This is a genomic window from Altererythrobacter sp. CAU 1778 (genome assembly GCF_054482795.1).
On sequence record NZ_JBTLRP010000003.1, the window covers coordinates 158,369 to 176,241 of the forward strand.

Sequence of the window (17,873 nt, forward strand, 5' to 3'; positions counted from 1 at the left end):
AGTCAGTCATCAAAAATGTCGGCTGGCGGCGCCTCAAGGCACCGGGTCGTGGCCGTGACCCCCCCAGGGGTGGCAGCGCATTAGCCGCTTCGCCGCAATCCATCCACCCTTCATCGCGCCATATTTCTCCAGCGCCTGAATGGCGTATTCGGAGCATGAGGGAGCGTAGCGGCAGGTGGGCGGGATGATGCGGCTTGGGCCGAGCTGCCAGCCGCGTGCGATCCATATGAAGATCTGCTTCATGCGCGATGGCTGCGATTGCGCTGGCGATGGGGCGGGCGGCGCGGATCGCCCTTCCCTTGCGCCGCGCGGGCGAGCGCTTCGCCGAGTTCCTGGCGCAGGGCGGCGAAGTCCCGCTCCACCCCGCCTTCGCGCCCGATCAGCACGTGGTCGGTGTCGGGCAGGCCTTCCGCGGGGAGCGCATCGCGCAGGAGCTCGCGGAACCGGCGCTTCATGCGGTTGCGGACCACAGCGTTGCCGATCTTCTTGGTCACGGTGATGCCGAAGCGCTTGCCCTGCCCATCGTTCGCGCGGGTCAGCAGGACGAACCCCTTGCGCGCATTGCGCAGCCCCCGGTTGGCGGCGAGGAAATCCGCGCGACGGGTGAGGACGGAGGGTTGCATAGAAGGAAGATAGGGAAAGCCGAGGTGCGTGGGGAGAGTATTTGTTTCAAGAACCTGCATCAGCGGGTTCGTCCCCGGCGCCGATCCCTACGCTACGGTACGGGCGGCTGCGGGCGCGCGCTTGCGCTTGCGGTTTGCTAGTCGCAAACCGAGGCCTTCGTCAGATGGCTAGGCAAAAAAACGGGCCGGAGGCCCGCAAGGCCAACCGGCCGCCCGCAGCGGGGCCAGCGCTGCTGGCCGCCAGGCGAGAAGGCTGGCCCGAATGGGCCAGCGCAAATCAAATTACGCGCTGAGCTTCTTGCGACCGCGACGACGGCGGGCACGGAGCACCTTGCGGCCACCGACAGTCGCCTTGCGGGCGAAGAAACCGTGACGACGAGCGCGCACGAGATTGCTCGGCTGAAAAGTGCGCTTCATGGCGAATTACCTCGATAACAAACAAAAAGGGCCGCCCGCGAAAGGCGACCGCCTGATTCACTGGGGGATACGAAGCGCGCGCCTAGTTGAGCAACTCGCCCAAGTCAAGATAGGCGATCGCAGGTGCGGCCGCAGGCAGAGCGGGTTCGGGCGCGCTCATGTGCAGCCATCCGCGCATATCGGCCGCATCCAGCCACAACGCGTCCTCGTGCCGCACCGAATTGGTCATGGCGTAGAACGCCAGTGCATCCGATTCGCTCATCCCCATGGCGCGGTAGAAGGCGAGGTACTTGGCGTTCTGTTCATGGCCCAGCGCATAGTCGCTCGCCTGCAACCCATCCTCGTCTTCCCACGCATGCACCGCGAATTCCGCGCCATCGTCGATCCGCCGCTCGGCGCCGCCCAGAAACAGCTCGACCGCACCGGAACGCACCGATCCGCTGGCCGGCACATGCGTCGTCAGGCGGGCATCGCGAATCATCCGCGCGACCTGCAGATTGGCGCGGTCGTCGAACGTGCCTGCACAGTCGCCGAACTCCAGGGTGTCGAGCGCAGGATATGCCGCGAGCATCCGCCGAAACGCTGCCGGACTGGCCGAATCGGTGATGCCGGAGAATGCCGCGCGGCGTTCGTCGATGACGGTAAAGGGTCCGAATTGGGCGAGGCCAGTTGTGTTGTGCGGCCGGGCGAGATCGACGGCCCGCTCGCCGCCACCGCTCGCCACGTCCCACTCCTCGATCACTTCGCTGACGATCGTCGTGGTGGTGACGCGGCTGCCGTCGGCGCGCAGTTCGCTCGTCACGGAACGCGACAGTTCACGCGCCGATGATGGCGCGGCAATCAGCGCAAGTGCGCAGAGCAGAGGAGCGGCGAGGCGGAGCACCATGCCTTCCCCTTTGCCCGCCAGCACCTGATCGAATGACGAAAGGAATGGCTTACCAGCAGGTTAATCGCCTCGCGCCTCGACAGCGGCGAGCTAGCCGCTATCAATAGGCAGGTTCGGGGATCGCAAGGGGAAAAGGGCTTGGTCGCGCTGGTGCAGACGGTCGCCTATCTGGGGCTGGAGGCGCGCAGCGTCGAAGTGCAATGCTCGCTGGCACCGGGCCTGCCAAAATTCAATATCGTCGGGCTGGCGGACAAGGCCGTGGGCGAGAGCAAGGAACGCGTGCGCGCCGCGCTTTCCGCCATGGGCCTCGCCTTGCCGCCCAAGCGCATCACCATCAACCTCTCGCCTGCCGACCTGCCCAAGGAAGGCAGCCATTACGACCTACCGATCGCGCTCTCGCTGCTCGCCAGCATGGGCGTGACCGATGCCGAGCAACTCTCCGACTTCTTCGCCGTGGGCGAACTGGCGCTGGACGGGCGGATCGTCGCTTCGCCGGGCGTGTTGCTGGCCGCGATCCACGCAAGCGAGCAGGAGAAGGGCCTTGTCTGCCCCGTCAGCCAGGGCGCCGAGGCGCGCTGGGCAAGCGAAGTGCCCGTGCTGGCCGCTCCGGATCTCGTCAGTCTGCTCAATCACCTGAAAGGCAGCGCCGTCCTGCCCGAGCCATCGCGCGGGGAAGTGGAGCACAGGAGCCACGGCCCGGACCTGAAGCAGGTCAAGGGGCAGGAAACCGCCAAGCGAGCGCTCGAGATCGCGGCGGCAGGCGGGCACAATCTTCTTATGGTCGGACCGCCCGGCGCGGGCAAATCCCTGCTGGCGAGCTGCCTGCCGGGCATCCTCCCGCCGCTGTCGAGCGGCGAGGCGCTGGAAGTCAGCATGGTGCAGTCGGTCGCCGGGACGCTGGAGGGCGGGCGGATCAGCCGCGCGCGCCCGTTCCGCGCGCCGCACCATTCCGCCAGCATGGCAGCGCTGACGGGCGGCGGGCTGAAGGTCAAGCCGGGCGAAGTCAGCATGGCGCATCTCGGCGTGCTGTTCCTCGACGAATTGCCGGAATTCCAGCGCGCCGTGCTCGATTCGCTGCGCCAGCCACTGGAGGCCGGGACGGTCGATGTCGCGCGCGCCAATGCCCACGTGACCTATCCCGCCAATGTCCAGCTGGTCGCGGCGATGAACCCGTGCCGCTGCGGGCATCTCGGCGATCCGGCGCTCGCGTGCAGCCGCGCGCCCAAATGCGCGGCCGATTACCAGAGCAAGGTTTCCGGCCCGCTGCTCGACCGTATCGACCTCCACGTCGAGGTGGATCCGGTCAGCGCGATGGACCTGACCATGCCGCCGCCTGCCGAAGGCAGCGCCGAAGTGGCCGCGCGAGTCGCCGCCGCGCGCGAAGTGCAATCCTCCCGCCGCGAGGAGACCGGCGCGCGGACCAATGCCGACCTCGACGGCGAGGCGCTGGAGACATTCGCCGGGCCGGACGAGCCCGGTCGCAAGCTGCTGATGCAGGCGGCTGAGGCGATGCGCCTCTCCGCGCGCGGCTATACGCGGGTTCTGAGAGTGGCCCGCACCATCGCCGACCTTGGCGGGGCGAATCAGGTCGGCCGCATCCACGTGGCCGAAGCGCTCAGCTATCGGCGGCAGGCACCGCGGGCATGAAAAAAGGGGGCAGCCGAAGCCGCCCCCCGCAAAGTTGAAAGGAACTTGGGTTCCCCTCGGGTCGCGGGGTCTCGATAGAATGAAGGCGGGATCGAACGCATCCCCCGATCAGGGGATGTCTGGAGCATTTTGAGGGTTTTCCGGATCAAGCTGATCCGTTTCGGGGGTAAATCATGACGACCGGCGACCCGCTGGCCCAGATCATCGGCGATATCTACGAAGGCGTGCTGGAGCCTGCGCGCTGGGAATCGGCGATGCGCGGGTTTCGCGATCTTTCCGGCGGCCATGCGATCTTCCTCGCCATTACGGACAAGAGTTCGCACAGCCTCGTCGCCAGCTCGGTGGCGGGGCCGGAAACCTCGCGCATGGACGATGCTCTGGAACTCTATCGCAACGAGCTGGTGCCGTTCGATCCGGGCTGGGCTGGCGCCCGATCGGCTGACGGCCGGTTCCGATTTGCCGACACCGATACGGCTTTCACCAACGAGCCGCAGTTGTGGCGCGACTTTATCCGCCATGATTTCGGCAGCGGCGATTACCACAGTCTGCAACAGGAAACGGGCGGCAGCCTTTCACTGGCACTCGCGCTTCATTCCACGGCCGAGCAAGGCGCACTCGACGATACGCAGTCGGAAATGCTTTCCACCGTCTACAGCCATCTCGAACGGGCAGCACGCATCGCGCACGACCGCCCGCGCATTGCCGGTGCGCATCAGCCCGTGCTGGTCGTCGACGCGAAGTGCCGCATACGGGAAATGAGCCCGGCGGCGGAAGCGGTGGTTGCGGCAGGTGACAGCCTTAGGGCCGTGGGCAACCGGCTGCGCGTCGGTAATGCAACGCTGCAACAGGAATTGGCCCGCCAGGTTCGTCGCGCGTGCCATCCGCAGGCCAGCAGTCGTGCCGGATCGTGGCTGGCCATTCCGCGCGAATCGGGCGCGCCGCTGCTTCTGCGGCTGGAGCCGTTGCCGCTGATCGCGCTGAACGAAGACAGCGGTGCGTTCGCCTGTGTCGTCACCATCGCGGGGGCAAGCGTCACGGCCCTGCCGCAAGCGAATATGCTCGCCCCGCTGTTCGGCCTCACTCCGCGCGAGGCGGAGGTGGCGGTGCTACTGGCGGGGACCGCGGATGATTTGCCCGTCATCGCCGAACGATTGGGCGTGGGCTACGAAACGGTCCGCAGCCATGCGCGCGCGGTTTTCGCAAAGACGGCAGTATCGTCGCGCCTTGCGCTGATGCGTCTGTTGCACAGCTATTCCTGAGGCGTCATCGCACTCCACCACGCTGCATACGTCGAGTTTTTCGCCAGCTTGCGGTTTTCGTCGGGCGCGCCGTCACGCCACCAGACGGGGCCGCGTTCGCCCAAGGCTTCCTTTGCGGACTGAACGCCTGCCCGCGCCTCGCGCATGGCAGCGGCATCCCCGGAACGCTTCGCATCGCGCACCGCGCGGCGCGCGTCCATGAGGCGGCTCACGTGGGTCTGGCGCTCGCTCTCGGTGAGGTCGGGGTTGCTCGCGCGCCACAACCGGCCGCGCACCACGATATAGCGTCCGTCCGGCGTGTGGAGCGGAGCTTCTGTTTTGCTCAGCGATCAGTCCAGACCGACGACGCGCTGCAATGGAGCGCTGTCCGCGGCACAGCATTGCGTACCGTCGGGACGTTGGCCGACAGTGTTGCGATCGACGAGGTTGAGGTCGTGGTGATTGAGGATACGGCCATCGTGCGAGAGGATTGAAACCGGGCCGATCGGCAATCGGTCCTGCTCGTCCACGAGCACAGGGTTCTCGATCACCTCGGCACCGTATTTCTGACCCCATTGGCGCAGTGCAATCATCGCGGGCAGCAGGTCGAAGCCCTTCTCGGTAAGGCGATATTCCACCTTGCGACGGTCTTCCGGGCAGGGCTGGCGTTCGAGAATGCCATGCTCGACCAGCTTGGCGAGCCGGTTGGCGAGGATGTTGCGCGCTATGCCAAGCTCGCTCAGAAATTCCTCGAAGTGATGCAGGCCGTTGAAGCTCGCACGCAGAATCATGAAGCTCCAGCGTTCGCCCATGACCTCGAGGGCACCCGGCAGACCACAGGCCAGGTCTCGCAGAGGCTCTCTGATCTCACCCATTCGCTATCCTTCTCCGACCCATCGCGGACCTGATTACCTTAAAACGCGGCAATCTCAAAAAATTTCCAGTTTTTGGTTGCAACTCAAAACCTAATTATATAGGTGCGGAATTGCAACTGGTTTCGATTGAAAACCCTTACCCTCGACTGCGAAAGGTATCGTGTGATGATTCTCCCTCTCCCCACCTCCGGCAAGCTCGCCTTGTTCGTCGGCGCTGCCCTTTACACCGTCGCCGGTTTCGGCGCGCTCACCGCCCCTGTCGAAGCCCAGGCAGCCGGCGCACATTACAGCGCCCGGCTGCAGCAGCCCGTCACCGATGGTTACAGCGGCGCGCTGGCGGACACGTACTGGCAATGCAAGGGCACCGATTGCTCAGGGCTGAAGGGCAGCTCCAGCGCTGTGAAGACCTGCGCGCGGCTCGCCAAGCGACACGGCGCGGTGGAAAGCTTTGCCGTGCAGGGTGAAGCGCTGGACGACAAGGCACTGGCAAAGTGCAACGCCGCCGCCCGCTGAGTTGACAGTTTCGTCAGGCGGCGTCCCTCTTCACGCCGCATGACCTTTGCCGGAGACCCTCTGCCGCGCCGAGCGGCAGGGGGTCTTTGCTATGCGGAGAGCAGGCCGCGTGCGTCGAGATCCGCTTCCAGCGTGGCGGCATCGCGGAAGTGATGCACCTGCCAGCCGTATCCGCGGGCCGACGCGATGTTGGCGTCGTTGTCGTCGATGAAGAGCACATCCTGCCCGACAAATCCGAAGCGCCGTTCCGCGAGCGCGTAGATTTCGGGGTCCGGCTTGGCGAGCTGTTCGTCTCCGGAAACGACGATGTCGAGGAAGTGGTCGAGCACCGGCGCGGTGGGGCGGAATTGCCGCCAGAACTCGCTGCCGAAATTCGTGAGAGCGAACAGTTCGTGCCCGCAGGACTTCAACCGTTCGACCAGCGCCGCAGTGCCGGGCACCGGGCCGGGAATCGTCTCGAGGAAGCGCTGGCGATAGGCCTCGATCAGGGCCGCGTGTTCTGGAAATTCGCGCTGACGTTCGGGCACCATGATGTCCAGCGGAACGCCCGCGTCGTGGCGGAAATGCCATTCGGGCGTCACCACGTTGGCGAGGAACCAGTCCAGTTCCGCAGGATCGTCGATCAGCTTGGCGAAAAGCAGCCGCAGGTCCCATTCGATCAGCACCCGGCCGATGTCGAACACGATCGCCTTGACGGAGTTCATCGCTGTCTTCTCCAGACAAGCAAAAAGCCCCCGCACTGGCGGAGGCTTCGCTTCGTCCGGTCTCCGCGACGAATCGCGGAAAGGTGGATCATCAGCCCTGACGCGCCTTGAAACGACGGTTGGTCTTGTTGATCACGTAAGTACGACCACGGCGGCGAATGACGCGGCAATCGCGGTGGCGGTTCTTCAGCGACTTGAGGCTGTTACGGACTTTCATCGTATCTCTTCCAAGTAATCGGGCACGGTGACAGATGGTCAGCGGTGCTGGAAATTCAAGCGGCGCGGTTAGGCGGCGCCTCCGACCAAGTCAAGGCAAACCCGCCCCGTCGGCGCGCAATTCTGCGAGCTTCCGCTCCCACGAAAGCGCATGGGCGACGATCGTGTCGAGATCATCGTGCTGCGGCCGCCAGTCGAGCGTCGCGAGGATGCGCGCATTGTCGGACACCAGCGCGCCCGGATCGCCCGCTCGGCGCGGGGCCAGCGCGCGCCGGATGGGCGCATTGGTCGCGCGGTCCACGGCGTCGAGCACTTCCATGACCGAAAAGCCACGTCCGTAACCGCAGTTCATGGTGAGCGATTCGGCGGGAGTTTCGATCAGCCGCTCCAGCAACAGGACATGAGCGGCGGCAAGGTCGCTGACGTGGATGTAATCGCGAACGCCGGTGCCATCCGGCGTATCGTAATCGGTGCCGAAGACGCTGACGCCTTCGCGCTTGCCCAGCGCGGCCTCGACCGCGACCTTGATCAGATGCGTCGCGCCGGCAGTCGACTGGCCGGTGCGTCCCTGCGGATCGGCCCCCGCCACGTTGAAGTAGCGCAGCACCCCGTAATTGAGATCGTGCGCATGGGCGGTATCCGCCAGCATCCGCTCGGTCATCAGTTTCGACCAGCCATAGGGATTGATCGGCACGGTCGGCGTATCCTCGGCCACGCGCTCTACCTGCGGCACGCCGTAGGTCGCAGCGGTCGAGGAAAAGATGAAGTGCTTCACTCCGCCGCGCACGGCGGAAGCGATCAGCGCCCGGCTGCGGACCGTGTTGTTCTCGTAATATGCGAGCGGGTCGGCCACCGAATCGGGCACCACCACCGATCCCGCGAAGTGCATGATCGCACCGATGCCCTGCTCGGCAACGATCCGCGCGAGAAGCGCATCGTCGGCGATGTCGCCTTCGTAGAAGGGCACATCGTCCGGCACGGCGAAGCGGAACCCGGTGACCAGATTGTCGATCACGGCGACCGGCCAGCCTGCGTCGCGCAGGGCCAGAACCGCATGGCTGCCGATGTAGCCCGCCCCCCCGGTCACCAACACGGGATTTCTGGTCAATTCGCTCATACAGCTTCCCCGGAACGCAGCGGCAGACAAACGGTTAATAGCTCATGCAATCGGCCAAGCGTAGCATCCGCGCAAATTGCTGAAAATAGAGAGCATTCCGTCATGATGAAATCCGCCCTTTTCCTTCTATGCGCCGCGGGCACCAGCCTTGCCGCCTGCGCCTCGTCCTCGCAATACACCACGCCGGTGCAGGTGACCCGCTTCGTAGACCCCGCCGGTGCGCCGATCGGCAGTGGAACGATCGCGGTCGTGGCCGCCCCCGGCGGAGAAGGCGACAGCCTGCTGTTCGCGGCTTATCGCGATGCGGTGGCGGCGGAACTCGCGCAGCTCGGCTATACGGTGACGAGCAACGCCACCAGCGCGCAGGTCGCCGAAGTCCGGCTGGAAAGCTTTACCGAGCGCGCTGGCCGGGATCGCGGGCCGGTAAGCGTCGGCGTCGGCGGATCGACCGGCACCTACGGTTCGGGCGTGGGCCTTGGCCTCGGCATCGATCTGTCTGGTCCGCCGCCGGAAATTCTCAGCAGCGAACTGGGCGTGACGATTCGCGACCGCGCCACCCGTTCGGCCTTGTGGGAGGGTCGCTCCAGCTTCGCGACGCGCGCCGATGGCGAGCTTGCCGATCCCCGCGCAAATGCCGCCCGGCTGGCGGATGCTCTGTTTGAAGACTGGCCGGGAGAGAACGGAGAGACTATCTCCGTCGAATGACAGACATCCAGGTGAACGCCGCCTTCGACAGCGGCAATATCGACGTTCTTTCCATCGACGGTGCCAGCGCGCGCCTCGCCATTCGCAAGGACCACCAGTCCGACTTCAAGCAATGGTTCCACTTCCGCGTTTCGGGCGCGGCGGGTCGCGAGCTGGAGCTGGTGATCGAAGGGCTGGCCGACAGCGCTTATCCAGCAGGCTGGCCCGATTACCGCGCCTGCGTATCCGAAGACCGCGAATACTGGGCCCGGGCGGAAAGCACTTACGACAAGAGCGCCGGCAAGCTGACCATCCGTTACACACCCGCAAGCGACATCGCGTGGTTCGCCTACTTCGCGCCCTATTCGATGGAGCGTCATCACGACCTCGTCGCCGAAGCTGCCGCCTGCGAAGGCGTCTCCTACCGCTCGCTCGGCGAAACGCTGGACGGCCAACCGCTCGACTGCCTGACGATGGGCACCGGCGAGACGAGCGTGTGGCTCTACGCCCGCCAGCATCCCGGCGAATCGATGGCGGAATGGTGGATGGAAGGCGCGCTGGAATGCCTGACCGATCCTGCCGACGCCCTCGCCCGCGCGCTGCGGAGCAAATGCACCTTCCACATCGTACCGAATTGCAACCCCGATGGTTCGCGCAGGGGCCATTTGCGAACCAATGCAAAGGGCGTCAACCTCAACCGAGAATGGCACACGCCGACGGCGGAAGAGTCGCCTGAAGTCCTCGCGATCCGCAATGCGATGGACGAAACCGGCGTCGATTTCGCGATCGACGTGCATGGCGACGAAGCCATTGCCGCCGTCTTCCTCGCCGGTTTCGAGGGCATTCCGTCCTGGACCGACGAACTGGGCCAGCAATTCAACCGCTACAAGGCGATCTTGGAACGGCGCACGCCCGACTTCCAGACCGCGAAGGGCTATCCCGTGTCGAAGCCGGGTACGGCCAACCTCTCGATGAGCACCAACCAGCTGGCAGAGCGGTTCGGGGCCTGTTCGATGACGCTGGAAATGCCGTTCAAGGACAATGACGACTGGCCCGACGCCGAACAGGGCTGGAGCCCGGAACGCAGCAAGATGCTGGCGCGCGATTGCCTCGCCAGCCTGCTGGAATGGCTCGACGACAACTAGGACCAATGTCGGGGCAGGCGCGGTCCGGCGTTATCTTGCCATTCACCCGGTCGTGCCTACATTGCTCGTGTTGAAAGGATGGGATTCCCGATGAACGACGACGATCAGCCGCAAGGTCCAGAAAACGGCGGACCGCAGCCCTGGCTCAAGAGCCTGATGGTGTGGGGCGGCATCTTCCTCGCGCTGCTGCTGGTGGTGTCGCTGGTCGGCAACACGGGGCAGCAAGCCTCGACCGAGATTCCCTATTCCGATTTCCGCGCGCAGGTCGCCAGCGGGTCGATCAGCGAAGTGCAGATCGCGGAAGACCGGATCACCGGCACCTTCACCAATGACAAGACCTTCGCCACCACGCCGGTTCCGGGCGACACCAGCCTGCCCGGACTGCTGGAAGAGAACGGCGTCAAGTTCTCGGGCGCGCCGACGGAACAGGGCAATGTGCTGCTCTACATCCTCGTCCAGACCCTGCCGTTCATCCTTATCCTCGGCATTGCGTTCTTCGCGCTGCGACAGGTGCAGAAGGGCGGCGGCGCAGGCGGCGCGATGGGCTTCGGCAAGTCCAAGGCCAAGATGCTGACCGAGAAATCGGGCCGCGTCACCTTTGCCGACGTCGCAGGCATCGACGAAGCGCGCGAGGAGCTGGAGGAAGTCGTGGAATTCCTCAAGGACCCGCAGCGCTTTTCGAAGCTCGGCGGTCAGATACCCAAGGGCGCGCTCCTGGTCGGCTCGCCCGGTACCGGCAAGACGCTGCTCGCCCGTGCGATCGCGGGTGAGGCGGGCGTGCCGTTCTTCACCATCTCCGGCTCCGACTTCGTCGAGATGTTCGTCGGCGTCGGCGCAAGCCGCGTGCGCGACATGTTCGAACAGGCGAAGAAGAACGCGCCCTGCATCGTCTTCATCGACGAAATCGACGCGGTCGGCCGCTCGCGTGGCCATGGCCTCGGCAACTCCAACGACGAGCGCGAACAAACGCTCAACCAGTTGCTGGTCGAGATGGACGGGTTCGAAGCGAACGAAGGTATCATCATCGTCGCCGCCACCAACCGGCCCGACGTGCTCGACCCGGCACTGCTGCGGCCGGGACGCTTCGACCGCCAGGTCGTGGTGCCGGTGCCCGACATCGACGGGCGTGAGCGTATCCTCGAAGTGCACATGAAGAAGGTGCCGCTGGCGCCCGACGTCAACAGCCGCACCATCGCCCGCGGCACGCCCGGCTTCTCCGGGGCGGATCTCGCCAACCTCGTCAACGAGGCGGCGCTGCTGGCCGCGCGCCGCAACAAGCGCCTCGTCGCGATGCAGGAATTCGAGGACGCCAAGGACAAGGTCATGATGGGCGCCGAACGTCGCTCCATGGTCATGACCGACGACGAGAAGAAGATGACCGCCTATCACGAAGCCGGCCATGCGCTGGTCAGCGTGAACGAACCGGCGTCGGACCCGATCCACAAGGCAACGATCATTCCGCGTGGCCGCGCGCTGGGCATGGTCATGCGCCTGCCGGAACGCGACAACTACTCGTACCACCGCGACAAGATGCACGCGAACCTCGCTGTCGCCATGGGCGGCCGCGTGGCCGAGGAAATCATCTTTGGTCACAACAAGGTTTCGAGCGGCGCGAGCGGCGACATCCAGTATGCCACCGACCTCGCCCGGAACATGGTCACCAAGTGGGGCATGTCCGACAAGCTCGGACCGTTGCAGTACGAATCGAGCCAGGAAGGCTATCTCGGCATGGGTCAGACCCAGCGCACCATGGCCGGGGCCGAGACGAACAAGCTGATCGACGCCGAGATCAAGGAACTGGTCGAATCGGGCCTGAAACGCGCGACCGAAGTGCTGACCGAACAGGAGGACAAGCTCCACCTGCTCGCGCAGGCCCTACTCGAGTACGAGACGCTGACCGGTGAGGAAATCACTCACCTGCTGGACAACGGCACGATCGAACGGCCCGACCAGCCGAGCGGCCCGGCGCTTCGCCCGGTGGTCGGTTCCGCAATCCCCAAGGCTGGCAAGCGTTTCTCCGGCGGCAAGCCGAGCGGCGATGCCTCGCCGCAGCCGGGCTGATCTGCCCAGCTAATCTTCGGTTCATCTCAGAAATCGAACAAAGCCCCCTTCGGCAACGGAGGGGGCTTTTGTTATGCGTGCATATCTCTTGGCATCGGCAGCGGCGGCGACAGTCGGCGCAATACCGGCAACGGCCATGGCAGGTCCGGGCGATGTGAACGCGCAGGAATTCTACCTCGATGCGAAAGAGCTTCAGTCGAAAGGCATGAAAGCCCTTTTCGACAAGCGCACCCGCCCGCGCATGGCCCAGCTCAAGGCAGCGGCGACTGTCGTGAAAGCCGAGAACGAGGCTGCGACGAAGAAAGGCACGCCTGTCTATTGCGTGTCCGCGGCTGAGAGGAAGAAGGGCATGGATGCCGACCAGGTCATTGCGATGCTAGGTCGTGTGCCCGAGGCGCAGCGCCGCAAGGCGACATTGACCGCGGCATGGCGCGCCGCGCTGATCCGCGAATATCCTTGCAACTGACAGGAACATTGCAGGAACATGGCCGTTGATCGGGAAAGGAGTTACCCGATGAGCAGCACGACCCCGACCCATGCCCCGAAGTCCGAACCCGTCACGAATGCGGAGAAGGACCCAGACGACTGGACGACCGGCGATGAAAAGATGACCGGCGCGCAGGCAAGTTACCTCAAGACGCTGAGCGAGGAAGCGCACCAGAGCGAAGCCTATGACGAGACGCTGACCAAGGCCGAAGCCTCGAAGCGGATCGACGCGCTGCAGCAAGCGACCGGTCGCGGCCAGTAGGTCGCCCGCCCCGTGTCGGCAGCTAGACCGCGCCGAGCATCAGCAGGATCTGCAGGAACAGCGTCACGACGATCCAGATGAAGATCGAAAGGGCGCACAGCCGCCAGAAGGCGGAGGGGCGCGACAGCGAGTACGCGCCCCGCAACTGCTTGTAGATGTGGACCGGCGGCACGAGCACCATCAGCGTCAGCGCAACCCACCATAGCCCCGGTACCGCGGTAAGCAGCGACGCTGTGATGAACAGCAGCGTCATGAAACTGAGCGAATAGGTCACGAAAATCGCGTGATCGTAAGCCTTGAAGCGGCGCCGCCACGCGAACAGGACCCAGACGAAGGGGATCGACAGCGGGATCAGCAGCCAGCTGAACTTGTAGGAATTGGCCTGCAATTTGTAGAGCATCAGGCTGGGGTTCTCGTCCCATTTCTTCGCCAGCTTGCCGATGAAGCTCTGGGCCTCGCCAGTCGCGGCCGTGAAACCCGAATTTCCGAGACCCAAATCCTGAGCCTTATGGAGCCCGTCCACCGCTTCGTTCGCTGCGGCCAGATCGTCCGCCTTTGCCGCCCGGCCAGGATCGTCGGCGGGCATCGCTGAGAGCTCTGCCGCAATCGTATCGCGATCGCTCTCCGCCTGCTCGACGGTGCGCTCGAAGTTTTCGCGCACCATGGTGCTGGACGGTTCGATATCGACCGGTGCGGTCAGGCCGACGAGCTGGAACACGGCGAACATCAGGAAGACGCCGAACAGGAAAAGCGCCATGGGTGAAACGAACTTCCTGCGCTCCCCATCGATATAGCGGCGGGTCAGTTCGCCCGGACGCCGCACCAGCATGGGCAGCGTGGTCCATATCTTGCCTTCGAAATGCAATACGCCGTGCAGCAGGTCGTGCAGGAACGCGCCGAGCGTACGATGGAGGTGCGCCTCCTGGCCGCAGGCGTGGCAGTGGCTGCCGACCAGTTCGGTTCCGCAGTTGAGGCACCGGCCTTCGGCGAAGTGCCCCGTGTCCGTCACAGCCGCGGCGCCGGGGTTGCCCTCTTGCTCGATCGCACGCGCGATGAGACCGCCTTCGGTCGCCGTTCCGAATGCATCGGTAATATCGGTCATGAGCCCTCCGCCCGCCGCTTTAACGGCGAGACGAGGCATCAGGAAGCCATGTTTTTCAGCAACGGAGCAGCGCGTGCCCCGGAGAATCAGCCGTCGTAGTCGGCCCCGATCGAGGTCGAACGGGCCGGAGCGGCCGCCGTGATGCGAAGCGCTTCGGCCGACTGGCTGAGCGAGCCGATTTCGTCTTCTTCGTCATCGTCGTCAGGCAGGACGGTCTGAAGCGACTGGACCAGCGTTTCCTTGACCTCGTCCGGCTTGATCGTCTGTTCGGCGATCTCGCGCAGGGCCACGACCGGGTTCTTGTCGCGATCGCGGTCGATCGTCAGCTCGGCACCGCCGGAAATCTCGCGCGCACGCTGTGCGGCAAGCAGGACGAGATCGAAACGGTTCGGGACTTTGTCGACGCAATCTTCGACGGTAACGCGCGCCATAGGGCACTCCGATAGGCAAAAAGGTTGTCGGAAAGGACGGGCAACTAGGCCGCGCCCCCGCGAGAGTCAAGGATTTGCGCGGGCGAGGCGGGCGGTCTAAGCCGGTTCGCGATGGAGAGCACACCCCCCGCGCCGGCCCCGGCGGCCAAGGCCGCAGACCCTTGCGAACAACATTCCGGGAGCACGGGCTTTCACGACGCCGCGCCGTTCGAGATCGCCGCTCAGGGCCAGCAACTGCGCTTTCTCCCCTCTGGCCGCGACCGGCTGAAAACGCTGTGCGATCTGCTGGAGAATGCCACCATTCGCATCCGGATGTGCTTCTACATCTTCAGCGACGACGATACCGGCAGGCGCGTTCGCGATGCGCTGGTCGCCGCAGCGGAGCGTGGGGTGGACGTTCACCTGATCGTCGACGGTTTCGGCGCCGATGCGGACGAGGCCTTTTTCTCTCGGTTGCGCGACGCGGGGGCGCATTACTGCGTCTTCAGCGCCAAGTGGAGCCGCCGCTACCTGATCCGCAACCACCAGAAGATCGTGCTGGTCGATGGCAAGCGCGCGATGATCGGTGGTTTCAACGTCGAGGATAGCTACTTCGCCGCGCCGCAGGACAATGGTTGGCACGACCTGGGCCTCGTCATTCAGGGGGAAGCGGTCGACCGGCTCGGCGAATGGTACGACGAACTGGAGGAATGGGCCGCACACCCCAAGGCACAGTTTCGCGACATCCGGCGCCGCGTGCGCGAATGGGATCCGGGCGATGGCCGTGTGCAGCTGCTGATCGGCGGCCCGACGCGCGGGCTGTCGAGCTGGGCGCGCTGCGTGAGCAAGGATCTGGTCGAGGGCAGGCGGCTCGACATGGTCATGGCCTATTTCTCGCCCTCGCGCAGGCTCACCCGCCGCATCGGACGCATCGCGGAAAAGGGCGAGGCGCGGCTGATCATGGCGGGCAAGTCCGACAACAACGCTACGCTCGGCGCCACCCGCTCACTCTACAACTACCTGCTTCGCAAGGGTGCGGAACTCTACGAATTCGAGCCGTGCAAGCTGCACATGAAGCTGATCGTCGTGGACGACGCAGTCTATGTCGGCAGCGCCAATTTCGACATGCGAAGCTTGTACATCAACCTGGAGCTGATGCTGCGGATCGAGGATGCCGCGCTGGCGGAACGGATGCGCGAATTCATCGCCCTGCACCTGCCCGCATCGAAGCGAATCACGCGCGAATACCATCGCAGCCAGGCGACGCTGTTGAACCGTATCCGCTGGAACCTGTCGTGGTTCCTCGTGTCGGTGGTCGACTATACCGTCAGCCGCAGGCTCAACCTCGGCCTCTGATCACTCGTAACCGTAGTCCGAGTAGTCCTTGAAGTTGGGCGAGGTGAACTTGGTGATTTCCGCCTGGAAATGCAGCGGGACATTGCCGGTGGAACCATGGCGCTGCTTGGCGACGATCAGCGTCGCCTTGTTGCGCAGTTCCAGATAGCGTTCTTCCCAGATGCGATATTTCTCCTGAAGGTCCGGAGATGAGGTTTCGGTCGGCATCTCGGGGCGAATCGCCTCGTGGTAATAGTCGGCTCGGAAGATGAACCACACCATGTCGGCATCCTGCTCGATACTGCCCGATTCGCGCAGGTCGGAAAGCATGGGGCGCTTGTCATCGCGCTGTTCGACCGCGCGGCTGAGCTGCGAAAGCGCGATCACCGGAACGGCGAGTTCCTTCGCTAGCGTCTTGAGCCCGCGGCTGATTTCCGAAATCTCGTTCACGCGGTTGTCGTTGGCGCGGCCCGAACCTTGCAACAGCTGCAGATAGTCGACCACGATCAGCCCGATGTCGTGCCGCCGCTTCATCCGCCGCGCGCGCGTCCGCAGGCCGGCTATGGAAAGCGCCGGCGTGTCGTCGATATAAAGCGGCAGCTCGGCCAGCCGCTGGCTGGCGTAGGACAGCTTCTGGAAATCTTCCCGACTGAGTTTGCCGCTACGCAGTGACTCGGACGAAATTTCCGCCTGTTCGGCCAGCACGCGGGTAGCGAGCTGATCGGCGCTCATTTCGAGGCTGAAGAAGGCGACCGGCGCGCCGTAATTGAACTCGCCCCCGTCCCGCTGCCATTCGAGATGTTTTTCGGCGCAATTGAAGGCGATGTTGGTGGCGAGCGAGGTCTTGCCCATGCCCGGACGCCCGGCAAGGATGATGAGGTCCGAATTGTGCAGGCCCGCGGTCTTGTGGTCGATCGAATCGAGTCCGGTCGTCTTGCCCGACAGCCCGCCGCCCGAATTCATCGCGGCTTCGGCCATCTTGATCGCGGCGAGCGAGGCGTCGCGGAAGCTGGAGGCCTCGCTTCCGGTGGAGGCGCCCTCGGCAACGCGGAACAGGTCCGCCTCGGCCCGCGCCACCTGATCCATCGGCGCCACGTCCACGCTGGTGTCGAGCGCGCCTTCCACCAGTCCGCGCCCGACGCTGACCAGTTCGCGCAGAAGGGCGAGGTCGTAGATCTGCTGCGACAGTTCGCGCGGGGCGAGCAGACCCTGCCCGTCGGCGGTCAACTGCGCTAGATAGGACGTCCCGCCGACCTGCTTCAGCGCCTCGTCCGCTTCGAAATAGGGCTTTAGCGTTACCGGCGTCACGATCGCGCCGCGATCGATCAGGGTGACGATGCGTTCGAAGATCCGCTGGTGCAGGGGTTCGAAGAAGTGGTCGCTGCGAATCGGGGTGGTGAGTTCCTCCAGCACCCGATTGTCGATCAGAACCGCGCCGAGGAAGGCCGCTTCCGCATCGAGATTGGCGGGCAGGGCGCGGCCTGCGGGCGAATCGCCGGCGCTGGCCGCGGCGCTCTCGCCGGGGCGGATCATGACATCTGTATCGGACACGGGCCGCACAATGGTGGGCGCGGCGACGCGGGGCAAGGGCCGAAATCCGCGAAGCCGCGGACAGGTCTGTGGGAAAGCCCTTGGCTTATGCGGCGCGGCTTGCGAAAGCGGCGCCATGCCCGATCATCGCATCGCCCATATCGAACTCGACGAGGCGACCATCATATGGCGCAACGCCGATATCGAGCAGGAACGGCGCGTGGCGATCTTCGACCTGATCGAGGATAACGTCTTTCGCCCGGTACGCCCGGCGGACAAGGGCATGGACGGTCCCTGGCACCTGAAGCTCTCGGTCCCCGACGGGCGGCTGATGCTGCAGATCGCAGCCGAAAAGGGCGGCGATCCGGTGGAAACGATCATCCTCGGCCTCGCACGATTCCGCCGCCCGATCCGCGAATATTTCGCGATCTGCGATTCCTATTACCAGGCGATCCGCAAGGCGACCGCGTCGGAGATCGAGACGATCGACATGGCGCGGCGCGGGGTCCACGACCATGCGGCGGAGCTGCTGCTCGAACGGCTGGAGGGGAAGGTGGAAACCGATTTCCCCACCGCGCGGCGGCTGTTCACCCTGATCTGCGTGCTCCACATCAAGGGCTGA

22 protein-coding genes are annotated in these 17,873 nt (G+C 64.8%); 10 read left to right on the plus strand and 12 right to left on the minus strand.

All coding sequences use genetic code 11. The annotated features are described in order from the left end of the window. Positions 1-33 precede the first annotated feature (33 nt). The 4 genes from yidD to ACXYN8_RS12260 form a co-directional block, all read right to left on the minus strand. Positions 34-243, minus strand: a complete 210-nt coding sequence (gene yidD / locus ACXYN8_RS12245) for a membrane protein insertion efficiency factor YidD (protein WP_458889741.1) — start codon at positions 241-243, stop codon at positions 34-36. Continuing rightward, a complete protein-coding gene (rnpA, locus tag ACXYN8_RS12250; protein ID WP_458889742.1) occupies positions 240-623 on the minus strand; it encodes a ribonuclease P protein component in 384 nt (127 codons plus the stop codon). Before rnpA ends, yidD begins: the two co-directional genes overlap by 4 nt. A 282-nt stretch (positions 624-905) precedes the next feature. After that, the gene (rpmH, locus tag ACXYN8_RS12255) at positions 906-1,040 is read right to left on the minus strand and encodes a 50S ribosomal protein L34 (RefSeq protein ID WP_379545404.1); all 135 of its coding nucleotides are present in this window, start codon (positions 1,038-1,040) and stop codon (positions 906-908) included. Between the two features lie 82 nt (positions 1,041-1,122). Next, the gene (locus ACXYN8_RS12260; protein ID WP_458889743.1) at positions 1,123-1,926 is read right to left on the minus strand and encodes an alpha/beta hydrolase; all 804 of its coding nucleotides are present in this window, start codon (positions 1,924-1,926) and stop codon (positions 1,123-1,125) included. A 138-nt stretch (positions 1,927-2,064) separates the two neighbouring features. Between ACXYN8_RS12260 and ACXYN8_RS12265 the strand changes: the two genes are divergently transcribed. Then, entirely contained in the window at positions 2,065-3,573 is a 1,509-nt protein-coding gene (locus ACXYN8_RS12265) for a YifB family Mg chelatase-like AAA ATPase (protein ID WP_458889744.1), read from the plus strand. Between the two features lie 173 nt (positions 3,574-3,746). Continuing rightward, entirely contained in the window at positions 3,747-4,832 is a 1,086-nt protein-coding gene (locus ACXYN8_RS12270; RefSeq protein WP_458889949.1) for a helix-turn-helix transcriptional regulator, read from the plus strand. Here ACXYN8_RS12270 and ACXYN8_RS12275 read toward each other — a convergent pair. Together ACXYN8_RS12275 and ACXYN8_RS12280 are read right to left on the minus strand one after the other, a co-directional pair. Next, positions 4,823-5,110, minus strand: coding sequence for a hypothetical protein (locus tag ACXYN8_RS12275; protein WP_458889745.1), 288 nt, complete (start codon positions 5,108-5,110; stop codon positions 4,823-4,825). The genes ACXYN8_RS12270 and ACXYN8_RS12275 overlap by 10 nt on opposite strands. A 51-nt stretch (positions 5,111-5,161) precedes the next feature. After that, complete coding sequence (locus ACXYN8_RS12280) at positions 5,162-5,686, minus strand: winged helix-turn-helix transcriptional regulator (protein ID WP_458889746.1); 525 nt, start codon at positions 5,684-5,686, stop codon at positions 5,162-5,164. A 165-nt stretch (positions 5,687-5,851) separates the two neighbouring features. Between ACXYN8_RS12280 and ACXYN8_RS12285 the strand changes: the two genes are divergently transcribed. Continuing rightward, the gene (locus ACXYN8_RS12285) at positions 5,852-6,199 is read left to right on the plus strand and encodes a CC_3452 family protein (protein ID WP_458889747.1); all 348 of its coding nucleotides are present in this window, start codon (positions 5,852-5,854) and stop codon (positions 6,197-6,199) included. Between the two features lie 89 nt (positions 6,200-6,288). Here the strand turns inward: ACXYN8_RS12285 and ACXYN8_RS12290 are convergent, their stop codons facing one another. The 3 genes from ACXYN8_RS12290 to galE form a co-directional block, all read right to left on the minus strand. Continuing rightward, the gene (locus ACXYN8_RS12290) at positions 6,289-6,903 is read right to left on the minus strand and encodes an HAD family hydrolase (RefSeq protein ID WP_458889748.1); all 615 of its coding nucleotides are present in this window, start codon (positions 6,901-6,903) and stop codon (positions 6,289-6,291) included. Positions 6,904-6,994: 91 nt separating this feature from the next. Continuing rightward, a complete protein-coding gene (ykgO, locus tag ACXYN8_RS12295; protein ID WP_011415100.1) occupies positions 6,995-7,120 on the minus strand; it encodes a type B 50S ribosomal protein L36 in 126 nt (41 codons plus the stop codon). A gap of 90 nt (positions 7,121-7,210) precedes the next feature. Further along, the gene (gene galE, locus ACXYN8_RS12300; RefSeq protein ID WP_458889749.1) at positions 7,211-8,236 is read right to left on the minus strand and encodes a UDP-glucose 4-epimerase GalE; all 1,026 of its coding nucleotides are present in this window, start codon (positions 8,234-8,236) and stop codon (positions 7,211-7,213) included. 102 nt (positions 8,237-8,338) lie between these two features. Here galE and ACXYN8_RS12305 point away from each other — a divergent pair, with 102 nt between their 5' ends. The 5 genes from ACXYN8_RS12305 (at position 8,339) to ACXYN8_RS12325 (ending at position 12,874) form a co-directional block, all read left to right on the plus strand. After that, positions 8,339-8,941 (plus strand): DUF4136 domain-containing protein, encoded by a 603-nt coding sequence (locus tag ACXYN8_RS12305; protein WP_458889750.1) that lies wholly within the window; start codon positions 8,339-8,341, stop codon positions 8,939-8,941. After that, on the plus strand, positions 8,938-10,065 hold the full coding sequence (locus ACXYN8_RS12310; RefSeq protein WP_458889751.1) for a M14 family metallopeptidase: 1,128 nt from the start codon (positions 8,938-8,940) through the stop codon (positions 10,063-10,065). Before ACXYN8_RS12305 ends, ACXYN8_RS12310 begins: the two co-directional genes overlap by 4 nt. A 90-nt stretch (positions 10,066-10,155) precedes the next feature. Next, positions 10,156-12,126 (plus strand): ATP-dependent zinc metalloprotease FtsH, encoded by a 1,971-nt coding sequence (ftsH, locus tag ACXYN8_RS12315; RefSeq protein WP_458889752.1) that lies wholly within the window; start codon positions 10,156-10,158, stop codon positions 12,124-12,126. A 73-nt stretch (positions 12,127-12,199) separates the two neighbouring features. Further along, positions 12,200-12,592, plus strand: a complete 393-nt coding sequence (locus ACXYN8_RS12320; RefSeq protein ID WP_458889753.1) for a hypothetical protein — start codon at positions 12,200-12,202, stop codon at positions 12,590-12,592. Between the two features lie 48 nt (positions 12,593-12,640). Further along, entirely contained in the window at positions 12,641-12,874 is a 234-nt protein-coding gene (locus ACXYN8_RS12325) for a DUF3072 domain-containing protein (protein ID WP_458889754.1), read from the plus strand. A 22-nt stretch (positions 12,875-12,896) separates the two neighbouring features. On the opposite strand, the gene ACXYN8_RS12330 is transcribed toward ACXYN8_RS12325, so the two are convergent. Together ACXYN8_RS12330 and rpoZ are read right to left on the minus strand one after the other, a co-directional pair. Next, on the minus strand, positions 12,897-13,976 hold the full coding sequence (locus ACXYN8_RS12330) for a DUF3667 domain-containing protein (protein ID WP_458889755.1): 1,080 nt from the start codon (positions 13,974-13,976) through the stop codon (positions 12,897-12,899). An 86-nt stretch (positions 13,977-14,062) separates the two neighbouring features. Beyond that, the gene (rpoZ, locus tag ACXYN8_RS12335) at positions 14,063-14,407 is read right to left on the minus strand and encodes a DNA-directed RNA polymerase subunit omega (protein WP_458889756.1); all 345 of its coding nucleotides are present in this window, start codon (positions 14,405-14,407) and stop codon (positions 14,063-14,065) included. Positions 14,408-14,518: 111 nt separating this feature from the next. Between rpoZ and ACXYN8_RS12340 the strand changes: the two genes are divergently transcribed. Then, positions 14,519-15,742: a phospholipase D-like domain-containing protein gene (locus ACXYN8_RS12340; protein WP_458889757.1), complete on the plus strand. Its 1,224-nt coding sequence runs from the start codon at positions 14,519-14,521 to the stop codon at positions 15,740-15,742. Here the strand turns inward: ACXYN8_RS12340 and ACXYN8_RS12345 are convergent, their stop codons facing one another. Next, positions 15,743-17,254, minus strand: a complete 1,512-nt coding sequence (locus ACXYN8_RS12345; protein ID WP_458889933.1) for a replicative DNA helicase — start codon at positions 17,252-17,254, stop codon at positions 15,743-15,745. 133 nt (positions 17,255-17,387) lie between these two features. Here ACXYN8_RS12345 and ACXYN8_RS12350 point away from each other — a divergent pair, with 133 nt between their 5' ends. Beyond that, complete coding sequence (locus tag ACXYN8_RS12350) at positions 17,388-17,873, plus strand: UPF0262 family protein (protein ID WP_458889758.1); 486 nt, start codon at positions 17,388-17,390, stop codon at positions 17,871-17,873.

Bases quoted from the DNA above. Each gene is read 5' to 3' on its own strand.
- yidD (WP_458889741.1), bottom strand. From the start codon at position 243: ATGAAGCAGATCTTCATATGGATCGCACGCGGCTGGCAGCTCGGCCCA.
- rnpA (WP_458889742.1), bottom strand. From the start codon at position 623: ATGCAACCCTCCGTCCTCACCCGTCGCGCGGATTTCCTCGCCGCCAAC.
- rpmH (WP_379545404.1), bottom strand. From the start codon at position 1,040: ATGAAGCGCACTTTTCAGCCGAGCAATCTCGTGCGCGCTCGTCGTCAC.
- ACXYN8_RS12260 (WP_458889743.1), bottom strand. From the start codon at position 1,926: ATGGTGCTCCGCCTCGCCGCTCCTCTGCTCTGCGCACTTGCGCTGATT.
- ACXYN8_RS12270 (WP_458889949.1), top strand. From the start codon at position 3,747: ATGACGACCGGCGACCCGCTGGCCCAGATCATCGGCGATATCTACGAA.
- ACXYN8_RS12280 (WP_458889746.1), bottom strand. From the start codon at position 5,686: ATGGGTGAGATCAGAGAGCCTCTGCGAGACCTGGCCTGTGGTCTGCCG.
- ACXYN8_RS12285 (WP_458889747.1), top strand. From the start codon at position 5,852: ATGATTCTCCCTCTCCCCACCTCCGGCAAGCTCGCCTTGTTCGTCGGC.
- ACXYN8_RS12290 (WP_458889748.1), bottom strand. From the start codon at position 6,903: ATGAACTCCGTCAAGGCGATCGTGTTCGACATCGGCCGGGTGCTGATC.
- ykgO (WP_011415100.1), bottom strand. From the start codon at position 7,120: ATGAAAGTCCGTAACAGCCTCAAGTCGCTGAAGAACCGCCACCGCGAT.
- galE (WP_458889749.1), bottom strand. From the start codon at position 8,236: ATGAGCGAATTGACCAGAAATCCCGTGTTGGTGACCGGGGGGGCGGGC.
- ACXYN8_RS12305 (WP_458889750.1), top strand. From the start codon at position 8,339: ATGATGAAATCCGCCCTTTTCCTTCTATGCGCCGCGGGCACCAGCCTT.
- ACXYN8_RS12310 (WP_458889751.1), top strand. From the start codon at position 8,938: ATGACAGACATCCAGGTGAACGCCGCCTTCGACAGCGGCAATATCGAC.
- ftsH (WP_458889752.1), top strand. From the start codon at position 10,156: ATGAACGACGACGATCAGCCGCAAGGTCCAGAAAACGGCGGACCGCAG.
- ACXYN8_RS12320 (WP_458889753.1), top strand. From the start codon at position 12,200: ATGCGTGCATATCTCTTGGCATCGGCAGCGGCGGCGACAGTCGGCGCA.
- ACXYN8_RS12325 (WP_458889754.1), top strand. From the start codon at position 12,641: ATGAGCAGCACGACCCCGACCCATGCCCCGAAGTCCGAACCCGTCACG.
- ACXYN8_RS12330 (WP_458889755.1), bottom strand. From the start codon at position 13,976: ATGACCGATATTACCGATGCATTCGGAACGGCGACCGAAGGCGGTCTC.
- rpoZ (WP_458889756.1), bottom strand. From the start codon at position 14,407: ATGGCGCGCGTTACCGTCGAAGATTGCGTCGACAAAGTCCCGAACCGT.
- ACXYN8_RS12340 (WP_458889757.1), top strand. From the start codon at position 14,519: ATGGAGAGCACACCCCCCGCGCCGGCCCCGGCGGCCAAGGCCGCAGAC.
- ACXYN8_RS12345 (WP_458889933.1), bottom strand. From the start codon at position 17,254: ATGATCCGCCCCGGCGAGAGCGCCGCGGCCAGCGCCGGCGATTCGCCC.
- ACXYN8_RS12350 (WP_458889758.1), top strand. From the start codon at position 17,388: ATGCCCGATCATCGCATCGCCCATATCGAACTCGACGAGGCGACCATC.